At 30.8% G+C, this 12272-nt stretch carries 12 protein-coding genes; 9 read left to right on the forward strand and 3 right to left on the reverse strand.

What is annotated here, in order from left to right:
* Positions 1–94 precede the first annotated feature (94 nt).
* Entirely contained in the window at positions 95–1717 is a 1623-nt protein-coding gene (locus tag LACAL_RS09040) for an amidohydrolase (RefSeq protein WP_013870425.1), read from the forward strand.
* 32 nt (positions 1718–1749) lie between these two features.
* Positions 1750–2277, forward strand: a complete 528-nt coding sequence (locus LACAL_RS09045) for a DUF2059 domain-containing protein (protein ID WP_013870426.1) — start codon at positions 1750–1752, stop codon at positions 2275–2277.
* On the opposite strand, the gene LACAL_RS09050 is transcribed toward LACAL_RS09045, so the two are convergent.
* Positions 2274–2972, reverse strand: a complete 699-nt coding sequence (locus LACAL_RS09050; protein ID WP_013870427.1) for a bifunctional 2-polyprenyl-6-hydroxyphenol methylase/3-demethylubiquinol 3-O-methyltransferase UbiG — start codon at positions 2970–2972, stop codon at positions 2274–2276. The genes LACAL_RS09045 and LACAL_RS09050 overlap by 4 nt on opposite strands.
* Before the next feature lie 87 nt (positions 2973–3059).
* Here LACAL_RS09050 and LACAL_RS09055 point away from each other — a divergent pair, with 87 nt between their 5' ends.
* The 3 genes from LACAL_RS09055 (at position 3060) to LACAL_RS09065 (ending at position 5799) form a co-directional block, all read left to right on the forward strand.
* Entirely contained in the window at positions 3060–3554 is a 495-nt protein-coding gene (locus LACAL_RS09055; RefSeq protein WP_013870428.1) for a YkgJ family cysteine cluster protein, read from the forward strand.
* Positions 3555–3623: 69 nt separating this feature from the next.
* Positions 3624–4454 (forward strand): sterol desaturase family protein, encoded by an 831-nt coding sequence (locus LACAL_RS09060; RefSeq protein WP_013870429.1) that lies wholly within the window; start codon positions 3624–3626, stop codon positions 4452–4454.
* A 298-nt stretch (positions 4455–4752) separates the two neighbouring features.
* On the forward strand, positions 4753–5799 hold the full coding sequence (locus LACAL_RS09065) for a hypothetical protein (protein WP_013870430.1): 1047 nt from the start codon (positions 4753–4755) through the stop codon (positions 5797–5799).
* On the opposite strand, the gene LACAL_RS09070 is transcribed toward LACAL_RS09065, so the two are convergent.
* Positions 5796–7064 (reverse strand): exo-beta-N-acetylmuramidase NamZ domain-containing protein, encoded by a 1269-nt coding sequence (locus LACAL_RS09070; RefSeq protein ID WP_013870431.1) that lies wholly within the window; start codon positions 7062–7064, stop codon positions 5796–5798. The genes LACAL_RS09065 and LACAL_RS09070 overlap by 4 nt on opposite strands.
* 8 nt (positions 7065–7072) lie before the next feature.
* Here LACAL_RS09070 and LACAL_RS09075 point away from each other — a divergent pair, with 8 nt between their 5' ends.
* Positions 7073–8311 carry an ABC transporter permease gene (locus tag LACAL_RS09075; RefSeq protein ID WP_013870432.1) on the forward strand — a complete coding sequence of 413 codons (1239 nt, stop codon included), beginning with the start codon at positions 7073–7075 and terminating at the stop codon, positions 8309–8311.
* A 176-nt stretch (positions 8312–8487) separates the two neighbouring features.
* On the forward strand, positions 8488–9468 hold the full coding sequence (locus tag LACAL_RS09080; protein ID WP_013870433.1) for a PLP-dependent cysteine synthase family protein: 981 nt from the start codon (positions 8488–8490) through the stop codon (positions 9466–9468).
* 451 nt (positions 9469–9919) lie between these two features.
* Here LACAL_RS09080 and LACAL_RS15030 read toward each other — a convergent pair whose 3' ends face one another.
* Complete coding sequence (locus LACAL_RS15030; RefSeq protein ID WP_013870434.1) at positions 9920–10591, reverse strand: hypothetical protein; 672 nt, start codon at positions 10589–10591, stop codon at positions 9920–9922.
* A 129-nt stretch (positions 10592–10720) separates the two neighbouring features.
* Here LACAL_RS15030 and LACAL_RS09090 point away from each other — a divergent pair, with 129 nt between their 5' ends.
* Complete coding sequence (locus tag LACAL_RS09090; RefSeq protein ID WP_013870435.1) at positions 10721–11992, forward strand: DUF2851 family protein; 1272 nt, start codon at positions 10721–10723, stop codon at positions 11990–11992.
* A gap of 52 nt (positions 11993–12044) precedes the next feature.
* Positions 12045–12272: a PspC domain-containing protein gene (locus LACAL_RS09095; RefSeq protein ID WP_013870436.1), complete on the forward strand. Its 228-nt coding sequence runs from the start codon at positions 12045–12047 to the stop codon at positions 12270–12272.

Below are 12272 nucleotides of genomic sequence, written 5' to 3' on the forward strand. Positions count from 1 at the left end.
ATAAAAAATTGTATTAATTTTAAATAGGAAAAACGTCTGTATAAAAAAGACGTTTTTTTTATGCCTATCTTTATCCGAAAAATTTTAAAAAACCATGAAAAATCTTCTTACTTGTTTCCTTTTAATTATTTGTTTCAGTTGTACTTCTAGTAAAAAAGAAGTGGATACCATTGTAACCAATGCAAAAGTATACACGGTAAATTCAAATTTTGAAACAGCCGAAGCTTTTGCTATTAAAGATGGTAAGTTTGAAGCTGTAGGTAGCACTTTAGAAATACAAGAAAATTATTCAGCAGAAAATATAATAGATGCCCAAGGAAAAGCTATTGTACCTGGTTTAATAGATGGTCATTGCCACTTTTATGGTTTAGGTTTAAATAGGCAAACCGTTAATTTAGTTGGTGCAACAAGTTTTGATGAGGTAATGAAACGCGTTATAGATTTTCAAAACACCAAGCATACCAATTTTATTATTGGTCGTGGTTGGGACCAAAACGACTGGGAAGAAAAAACTTATCCAAATAAAGCATTACTAGATAAATTATATCCAAATACTCCAGTAGCATTAACACGTATAGACGGTCATGCAATGTTATGTAACCAAGCAGCATTAGATTTAGCAAATATTACTAGTAAAACCGAAGTCTCTGGAGGAGAAATAAAAAAAGAAAACGGAAAACTTACAGGTATACTAATAGACAATCCTATGGAGTTGGTAGAAGCTATTTTTCCAGAGCAGACGAGACAGCAGCAAATAGACGCACTTTTAGATGCACAATCATATTGTACAAGCTATGGATTAACAACAGTAAGCGATGCAGGATTAGATAAAAATGTTATAGAACTAATAGATAGTATGCAGCAAGCCGGTGATTTACATATGCGCGTTTATGCTATGATTAGTAATAAAACCGAAAACCTAGACTACTATTTATCTAAAGGTAAAATTAAAACCGAAAGATTAAACGTGCAGTCTGTAAAAGTTTATGCAGATGGTGCTTTAGGATCTCGTGGAGCTGCATTAAAACAACCTTATAGCGATGAGCATAATCATTTTGGAGTTATGGTAATTGGTACAGAAGCTTATAAAGAACTAGCAAGTAGAATTGCGAAAGCAGGTTACCAAATGAATACACATGCTATAGGAGATTCGGCAAACCGCTTTGTATTAAAAACCTACGAGAAAACTTTAAAAGGAAAAAGTAATAGACGTTGGAGAGTAGAACATGCACAAGTAATTACAGATAATGATTTCGATTATTTTAAAAATGAAAACATAATACCTTCAATACAACCAACACATGCTACCAGCGATATGTACTGGGCAGAAGATCGCGTTGGAGCAGAAAGAGTAAAAGGAGCTTACGCTTACAAAACACTATTAGAAAAAAGCGGAAAAGTAACCTTGGGTACAGATTTTCCTGTAGAGCAAGTAAATCCGTTTTATACTTTTTATGCAGCAGTAGCAAGAAAAGATTTAAAAGGATTTCCTGAAAACGGATTTCAAAAAGAAAATGGCTTAACAAGAGAAGAAACTTTAAAAGGAATGACTATTTGGGCAGCTTATGCCAATTTTGAAGAAGAAGAGAAAGGAAGTATAGAAAATGGTAAGTTCGCAGATTTTGTTATCTTACAACAAGATATAATGGAAATTCCAGAGAATCTACTACCCAAAACAAGCGTTTATAAAACCTACATTAATGGCGTGGCACAATAATTGTATTTGCCAATAAAACAATATTATACCAAATGAAAAAATTACTATCCCTCATTTTACTGTTTACAGTAACATTAGCTGTTAATGCTCAAGTTGATGATTATAGTGAAGATGTAAAAAAATGCATTACAAGTAATGGTACAATGTCTTATTACGAAGATGTAATGGAACAAATGTACGAGATGCTACAAGTACAATTTAAAGAAGAAAATGTGCCAGATACTGTTTGGGCTCAAGTAAAAGAAGGAAAAAGTGATGCTATGGATAAATTGGCACAAATGATAGTGTCTGCTTATCGAGGTCATTTTACGCATCAAGATGTAAAAAACATGAACGCTTTATATGCATCTCAAGCAGGAAAGAATATGTTTAAAAAAGATGGATTAACAGAAAGTGATAAAGCAGCTTTAAGTAAGTTTTATAGCAGCGAAACTGGTAGAAAAATAACAGGATCTCAAGATTCTATGAATGAGTCTATGAGTAAAATTTCTGAAACTTGGAGTAGCAATGTTTATCGTGGAGCTATTGCTTTCCTTTCTAAAAAAGGATATAATCTTTAAACGTAAATTTTAGCTAAATAATCAAAATGCTCGCCTTGTGCGAGCATTTCGCATTTTAAACCTACAGATGCACAAGCAATATTTAAGGTTGTAAAATCTAAATACAACCATTTCATAGGTGTTTCAGTTACACCTTTGTAGCTTAAAAAATAATCAAGTTCACCATAATAGCCAGAGTTTAAATCTTGCCAAAAGCCACCATCTTCATCTTCATACATATATTTAATATCACTAGAGTCAATTAAAATTTGTCCGTCTTTATTTAATAAACTTTTTAAATGTTTTAAATACTGTGGTAACTGCTCAATGGTTTGAAAAATTCCGGTGCCATTCATTAATAAAAGAATAGTGTCAAAAGTTTCAGTTTCATCTAAAAGAGAAATTTGCTGCGCATTAATAACACCTCTTTTTTTTGATACTGCAATTGCACCTTTAGAGACATCTATTGCTTTTACTTGTTTTCCTTTTTCTTGTAAGTATAAACTATGGCTTCCTGCGCCACAACCAACATCTAATATTTTTCCTTGAGAAACATCAAGTGCCTTTTGTTCAATTTTTGGCATGTTAGTATAGTCTCTAAAAAGGTAGTCTAATGGTAAGGTGTCTTCGTCAGATATATTTGTTGAGGTAATAATATCTTCTAAAGCGGTGTTGTTGAAGTAATCTAACAAAGCGTTTCCAAAAAGGTCTTTCATTTTAAATGTCTTTTTTATTTCTATAGCGCAAACTCAATTAACTTTTTCAAGCTATAAAACTCGTTTTAAAAGTATTATTTTTGCACGATGCAAGATTATATAAATAACCTACCAAAGCTCGCCAAAGATAAGCATAAGGAAAACAAAACCTTTTTTACAAAGCTTAAAAAAAAGCCGCCAAAACAGTTAGATTATATTATGCAGGAATTGCATGAAGAAGAGTTTACAAAAACCGATTGCTTGGAGTGTGCAAATTGTTGTAAAACAACAGGACCTTTATTTACAGATAGAGATGTAGAGCGAATAGCAAAACATTTTAAAATGAAAACAAAAAAGTTTATTGATCAATTTTTAAGAGTTGATGAAGATAACGACTATGTTTTGCAAAGTGTACCTTGTACTTTTTTAGGTGCAGATAACTACTGTTCTATATATGATGTTAGACCAAAAGCATGTAGGGAGTTTCCGCATACAGACCGTAAAAAGTTTCAGCAAATTTCAAATCTTACTTTAAAAAATGTAGCCATTTGTCCTGCAGCATTTAATATTGTTGAAAAAATGAAAGCACAAATTAAAGTTTAAAACAATTTCAGTTTTAAGATTGGTAAAACTCATTTTTATTTTTTCGTTATATTTATAAAAATTAAGATTTTGGAAACTATAATACATTATTTTGAAACCATACCATCATTACACAGAAGTATTCTATTAGTAGGTGGTATCACTTTGTTTTGGCTACTTGAAGGTGTATTACCATTATTTAATTTTAAGTATAAAAAATGGAAACATGCTTGGCCAAATTTGTTTTTTACAATAACCACTATAATTGTAAATTTTGCCTTAGCATTTTTATTATTAAAAACTGCAGATTGGGTAACCATAAATAATTTTGGGATACTCAATTGGTTACCAGATATGCCATTATGGTTGTTTGTAGTTTTAGGACTGTTACTTTTAGATTTTATAGGAGCTTATTTAGCACATTTTACAGAGCACAAAGTTAGCTTTTTATGGATGGTGCATTTGGTACACCATAGCGATCATGAAGTAGATACTACAACAGCAAATAGGCATCATCCACTAGAGAGCATCATTCGTTTTTTATTTACACTTTTAGGCGTGTTTATTATTGGAGCTCCAATAGGCGTAGTCATGTTATATCAATCAATATCTCTGGTTTTTGCACAATTAACACACGCTAATATAAAAATGCCAAAGCAGTTAGATAAATGGCTTAGTTACATAATTGTATCGCCAGATATGCATAAAGTACATCATCATAATGTATTGCCATATACAGACTCTAACTATGGTAATATATTTTCTATCTGGGATCGTATTTTTGGTACTTTTATGAGTTTAGATAGAGAAAAAATAATCTATGGTGTAGACACTTTTCCTAATGCCGAAGAAAATGCGAGTTTAAAGCATTTATTAAAGCAACCTTTTCACAAATACAGAAGACCAACAACCGAAAATTAAAACAGCATAAAATAAGGTTTTTAAACTCTAATTTTGTAATGTTTTTCAGGTTTAGTTTTTAATACACTAATGTATTAGTGAAACTCTTATAAATATGATAATTACTACGTAGAACTACGTACTAACTTATTGGTTATCAGATTATATTGCGCTTAAACGAATATTTTGTGTGTTTTGGCTAAATTCTTATAAATTCTACTTAAATAACTATGGTTTATCCTTGGTATGCGATAGTTTTACAGTCCCTAAACTAACAATCTATTTTTATTAAAATTAGACTAATTGTAAAGTTTTAATTATGAAAAAAATAAAAACATACTACTTATTCGCTTTAACAGTAATGTTAAGTTTTACTTGCTTTGCTCAAGAGCCTGCTATTACTACTCTTATAAAAAATATTAATGAAGACGCTAAAGGATTAGAGCAATATTTAAACGCTACGTTAGATACATTAATTCTTAAAAGTGACAAAGAAATTTCAGGTGTAACCATTATAAGCCACAAAGAAAAGGATAGTGAAATTATTGGTGTTGGAAACTTTGAAGTTAAAATACCTCTTTATCATTTACAAAAAGGCAGATACACCATTGCAGTTTATGGAGGAGGAAAAATTATACCATTAAGCGTAAATCGTGTAGATCCAATTCCTGTTCCTCAAAATGCAATAGCAGATTTAGAAGAAAGTATTTTAAGGTCAAGTTTAAGTCAAGAAGAGCAGCTTAATAGAAACATGCAGCCACTTAATAAGAAAAGTAATATTTCTAAAGGTAATGACAAAAACACACATTTGGCAGCAGCAAAACCAAAACGTGAAACAAATAATGCAGTTGCTAGTGTAAATACTAAGAGTCATGCTCACACCAATAGAAACACAAGGTATTCAAGATATAAAACAAACAACAAAAAAAGTACTCAAAACGGTATAGCTAAATCAAAGTCTAAAGCAGATGATAAAAAAAATACTGCAGTAGCTTATAATAACTCGGTAACAAAAAAAGAAGATAATAAAATAGCAAGTGCTAAACCTAAAAAAGAAGTTAAACCTAGACATAGTGCTAAAAAGAGACCAAATGCAGGCAAAAAATCGGGTTTTGCTTTAGCTTTAGAAAGAAAAGAAAAAGCAGCAAAAGAAGCTTTAGCTAATTTAGAAAAAGAAGAAGCGTTTAAAGACGTTGTTGCAAATAAAGAAAAAGAACAAACTCAAAAAACCGAAGGAACTTTAGTGCCAGTAACTAAAGTATCTTACAACTTAACAGATAAAAACGACGGTGTTATAGAAAAACAAACACGTGCCGAGTATAGAGCAAATAATTTAAGACCAAACGGTACAGCTTACGAAAACTAATTGTAAAGCAAATATTTGTTTCTAATAGTATTAAAACTATCTAAGCCATCTTTCCAGGTGGCTTTTATTTTGTCTTCCGTCCAACCAGCTTCAATCTGTTTTTGCAGTTTTTTAGTACCAGCTAATTTTGTAAAAAAACCATTTTTTATAAAAAAAGCACTCTTATCTTTAGTAGTGTTATAAGCCAAAATTAAATAACTTAAATTGATAGCATCAAGTCTTTTAGTATTAGTAAGGTTAAAACCATAACATAATGTATTTTTATGTTTTGGGTATTTTGCGCCATCATTAGGTTGAGGTGTAAACGTAAAATCGGTATCATTCTCGTTTAAAAAAGGAGAGCCATAAATTTGAAATTGTAAATCTGTACCACGACCAGCACTAACGTTTGTACCTTCAAAAAAACATAAACTAGGGTATAAGTTAATAGCAATATCGTTAGGTAAATTAGGTGAAGGTTTTATAGGTAAACTATAAGGTAAATCATGCGAGTAGTTTTTCATTTTAATAACTGTTATGTCGCATTTAATATTGTTATCCAGCCAATTTTCTCCATTAATCATTTTTGCATATTCGCCAATAGTCATGCCATGAACAATAGGTATTGGGTGCATACCAACAAAGCTCTTGTATTCAGGTTCTAAAACAGGACCATCAATATAATGACCATTTGGGTTTGGTCGGTCTAAAATAATCATTGGTATGTTGTTTTCTGCGCAAGCTTCCATTACGTAGTGAAGCGAAGAAATATAAGTATAAAAACGGGCGCCAACATCTTGAATATCAAAAACAACAACATCTAAATCTTGTAATTGCGAAGCAGTAGGTTTTTTGTTTTTGCCGTATAAAGAAACAATGGGTAAACCAGTTTTAGTATCAATACCATCTTTAACCACTTCGCCAGCATCTGCAGTACCACGAAAACCATGTTCTGGAGCAAATACTTTTTTTAAGTTAACCTGTAGAGCAACTAAGGAGTCTACAATATGCGTTTGCGAGTTATCTTTAAAAATCACACTCGTTTGGTTAGCAACAACACCAACACGTTTGTCTTGTAATAAATTTAAATAAGCATGAGTTTGGTTAGCACCAATAGTTAGAGGTTCTTCAGTTTCAGTTTGTTTCTCTAAACTTAGCTTAGAACGTTCACTTTTACTAGCAATAGTATTGTTAATAGTTTTATCTTCTACTTTATTAGCCTTTCCGCATGAAAATGCTAAAAAAAGAAATAATAAAACTGTATTTTTGAGCAAAATTAATTTCATATTATAATTTGAATTTCGAATACTTTATAGCTAAACGCATAATTGATAGTAAAGCGTATAAAAGTAGTATATCGGCACCAATAATAAAAATTGGTATAGCTGCAATTGCTATTGGTATAATAGTAATGATGATTGCTATAGCAACCGGTATTGGGCTACAACACAAAATTAGAGATAAAGTAGTAGCCTTTAACGGTCATGTAACCATTACAAATTACGATAATAATAATTCACAAGAAAGCGAAAACCCAATAAGTACAAATCAAGAATTCTATCCTAATTTTACAAATGTAAGCGGAGTTCGCCATATACAAGGCGTAGCAACAAAAGGCACAGTAATACGTTTAGAAGATAATGTAGAATATTTAGTAATAAAAGGTGTTGGTGCAGATTACGATTGGCAGTTTTTTAAAGAATATTTAATAGAAGGTCGTTTACCAGATTTTACAAAAAAAAGAAACGAAGACTTACTAATCTCAAAATATTTTGCAAACAGGCTTAAAATAAAAGTTGGCGATAAAATACAAGCCAATTTTATAAAAGAAAACCTAAACCAACCGCCAAGAATCATGCAATATAACATTGTAGGAATTTATGATTCTGGATTTAAAGAGTACGACGAATTATATGCCATAGGCGATATAAAGCACATACAACGTCTTAACAAATGGGACGACAACCAAGTAGGCAATTTTGAAGTATTTATAGAAGATTTTAATACCTTAGACCAAACAGGCCAAGCCATAAGGCATGAAATTCCATCTATTTTAGACTCTAAAACCATAACACAACGCTTTCCAACAATATTCGAGTGGATAAGCATATTTGTAAACAACATATTTGGCATAATAGGTATCATGATACTTGTAGCAGGAATAAACATGATAACAGCACTGCTGGTATTAATTTTAGAGCGCACACGCATGATAGGAATAATAAAATCGCTAGGCGGTAGCAACCTAAGCATACGAAAAATCTTTATTTATAATGCAACCTATTTAATAGTATTAGGCCTATTTTGGGGAAACCTTATAGGACTAGGCTTACTATTAGCACAAAAATATTTTCAGTTTATAAAATTCCCAAACCCAGAAAATTATTACATGACGTATGTTCCAGTATATTTAGACGTAAGCTACATACTAGCCTTAAACATAGGCACATTTATACTCTGTTTAGTCATGCTATTATTACCATCTTACATAATAACCAAAATATCACCAGTAAAAGCCATGCGCTTCGAGTAATTAAAAATTTGGGCGTTACCTAAAGGTCGCGTTTTCCGCAGTCGCTCTCTGCGAGGAGCTCCAACAATGCTACAACCGCTAACGCGGGCAAAACGATAAAGAATAGTTAATTATAAAGGCAATTCTCTTTTTAGTACTGCGGTTTTTACTACTTTTGCATAAGCAAAAAAACACATATGCAATACGCAAAAAATATTCTCGAAACCATAGGTAATACACCATTAGTAAAACTAAATAAGTTAACCCAAGAGTTACCGTGTTTAGTACTAGCAAAATACGAAACCTTTAATCCAGGAAACTCTGTAAAAGACCGTATGGCTTTGCAAATGATAGAAGATGCAGAAGCCGATGGTAGACTAAAACCAGGCGGAACCATAATAGAAGGAACCTCAGGAAACACAGGAATGGGACTTGCATTAGCAGCCATAGTAAAAGGCTACAAATGTATATTTGTAATGGCAGATAAGCAGTCTAAAGAAAAAGTAGATATATTAAAAGCCGTAGGAGCAGAAGTAGTAGTATGCCCAACAGCGGTAGAACCAGACGATCCAAGATCGTACTACTCAGTATCAAAACGATTAGGAGAAGAAACACCAAACTCTTGGTACGTAAACCAATACGATAACCCAAGTAATGCAAAAGCACATTACCAAAGCACAGGACCAGAAATTTGGAAACAAACCGAAGGTAAAATAACACACTTTGTAGTTGGAGTAGGAACAGGTGGTACAATCTCTGGAGTAGGTAAATATTTAAAAGAACAAAATCCAGATGTTAAAGTTTGGGGAATAGATACTTACGGTTCTGTATTTAAAAAATACCACGAAACAGGAGTTTTTGATGAAAATGAAATATATCCTTACGTAACCGAAGGTATTGGAGAAGACATATTACCAAAAAATGTAGATTTCGATATCATTGATGGCTTTACAAAAGTAACCGATAAAGATGCTGCCGTTTACACACAGCGTTTAAGTAAAGAAGAAGGCATGTTTTTAGGCAACAGTGCAGGAGCAGCAATAAAAGGAGTGTTACAACTTAAAGAACACTTTAAACCAGAAGATGTAGTCGTGGTACTATTTCATGATCATGGCTCACGTTATGTAGGTAAAATGTTTAACGACGAGTGGATGCGTGAATTAGGTTACATAGAGTAACAAATACCTGCAAATACAGTAATCTTATTTATAGAAAAGTAAAAGCACAGTTTAAAACTGTGCTTTTTTGTATATATAATGGAATGGGTTCGGGTTAATGTAGAGTTTAGTAGTGTGTTAACTAAAATAGTTTTTCATTTCAGGAAAAAATAACAGAAAAGAGACAAGCCATTAGATTAAATTTTTAACCATAATTTCGCTTGATAAAATTTTCTTCGATATAATTTAAAGGTTAGCGTAAAATGAATCTTATTTGTCTAACATTAAGTATATATAATATGTATAGTTTTATTGGTATAGTTGAGTTTAGATAAGCAATGTACTATTTCCAAGTATCTTTTTGTTAGTTTAAGATAATTATTTACATTTTTTTGATAAGAATAATATATAATTTAGTAGTCGCCTAAAAAAATATGAGCTAATATTTTTTATAACTATGTATAATATTAATTTATATTATTATTCCATTTTTCACGTCAATACTTAAATACCAATCCAAATCATATCTACCATCTTTAGCTAGTTTTCCGTTTAGATATACTTTATCTCCAGTTATATGTCCTCTAGGACTTAAACAACGAATTAAAAAGGTTCCATAATGATTTTTGTATTCTTTTATAGTCCAATCTCCTTCTAGTTCTTTAATAGTCCAATTTCCATTTTTATCTTTGCTTTTCCAGTATTCTTTTTCTTTAAGTGGAATTCTTTTTTTACTCTGATTATTAAATTCTATGTGTTTTTTGTTCAAAAAATCAAAAACTTTTTCAATAGAATTTAGTTCTCCATTATATTTATTTTCATTAATTAAAAAAGCATACTCATCTTTTCCATCAATTTTTAAAGCTAATATGTTTTTATCAAAAAAACCGTGTTTAAATAAAAACAATTCATTGTTCATATCAATGAGTATTGAGTCATTACCTAAATATTCCCATTTTGCTCTTTCAACTTTTCCATTTTGAGAAATTAATAAAGTGTTATCACTTCTAAAAATATATACATTTTTTGACGTAGTAATTTCATCTATTACTACCCAATGTTGATTCGTTAGTAAGGTTAAGTTGTCTAATTTTTGAGAAAATCGCTGAAGCTTAGGAATTATATCTGCTAAAAATGTTTTCATTATTTTATTATTATAAATAAGTCCTGATACTAAACGTTAATTATGTTTTATATCAAAAGCTAAACGAAGTTAGTAGAAAAAAATAACAAAGTCAACATTGTAATGCGCTAAAATTCGTACATTTAAAATATGCAAGAAGATTTTCTACATTACATTTGGAAGCATAAAAAAATAGAGACTTCAAACTTAAAAACTCAAAATAACGAGTTGGTAAGTATTTTAAAAACAGGAGAGCATAACCATAATACAGGACCAGATTTTTTTAACGCGCAATTAAAAATAGGTAATCAGCTTTGGGCAGGAAATGTAGAAATTCATGTGAAATCTAGCGATTGGTATTTGCATAATCACGAGACAGATAGCAATTACGACAATGTAATTTTACACGTTGTATGGGAGCACGACACAGCAATTTTTAGAAAAAACAATACAGAAATATCTACAGTAGAACTTAAAAATCATGTATCTAATCAAGCATTAAATAACTACCTAAAGCTTTTTAATAATTCTCAAAAATGGATAAACTGTGAAAACGATTTTGCATCTATATCCGGTTTTACAATGTCTAATTGGTTAGAGCGTTTGTATTTTGAACGTTTAGAACGAAAAGCAAAAGATATAAACATAATTTTAGAACAAAGTAAAAACAATTGGGAAGCAGTATTATTTAAATTACTTGCAAAAAACTTTGGTCTAAAAGTAAATGGCGATTCTTTTTTTAGTCTTGCCAATAACCTTGACTTTTCTATTGTTAGAAAACAACAATCTAAACAAGTTGGTTTAGAAGCTTTATTTTTTGGTCAAACTCAATTGTTGAGTGAGGATTGTCAAGACCCTTATTTTTTAGAACTTAAAAAAGAATATACTTTTTTAAAGCAAAAATTCAATTTAAATGAAATAGGTGTACTACCGTTACAGTTTTTTAGATTACGACCACCAAACTTTCCAACGATTAGACTATCTCAATTAGCAACATTATATACAACACATAATAATGTGTTTTCTAAAATTATAAAAACAAATAACATAATAGATTTTTATACTATATTTAAAATTGAAGCATCCCAGTTTTGGCAAACGCACTACACCTTTAATAAAGAATCTAAAAAGTCTAAAAAGCAACTTACAAAATCGTTTATAGATTTATTATTAATAAATACAGTAATACCTATTAAATTTAGTTATGCAAAACAGCAAGGTAAAAATATAGATGAGGAAATTGTTTTATTGCTTGAGCAAATAGGGCCAGAGAAAAACAGTATTGTTTCCAAGTTTAACAGTTTAAAAAATGTAGCAGACTCTGCATTGCAGTCTCAAGCATTAATTCAGTTAAAAAACGAATATTGCGATAAAAACAAATGTTTGCAGTGTGCAATAGGTAACCAATTAATAATTAAGTAGTGCCTAAACTTATTTTAATTAGAATTTTTAAAATTTATAATTAACTTGCAGCATGCAATTATTTCACAAGCCATTATTATATTTTCAAAAAAGAGGCTATTATGTTTGTCAGCGAATAGCCGATAAATTAGGTATTCGCGCAAAAATTGTTAGAACCTCTTTTATGTATCTAACCTTTGTAACGGTAGGTTTTGGTTTTGCTTTATATTTATTTCTGGCATTTTGGATACGTATAAAAGATATTGTTTATACAAAGCGAACTTCGGTTTTTGACTTATAA

It is taken from the genome of Lacinutrix sp. 5H-3-7-4 (assembly GCF_000211855.2).
Taxonomy (GTDB): domain Bacteria; phylum Bacteroidota; class Bacteroidia; order Flavobacteriales; family Flavobacteriaceae; genus Lacinutrix.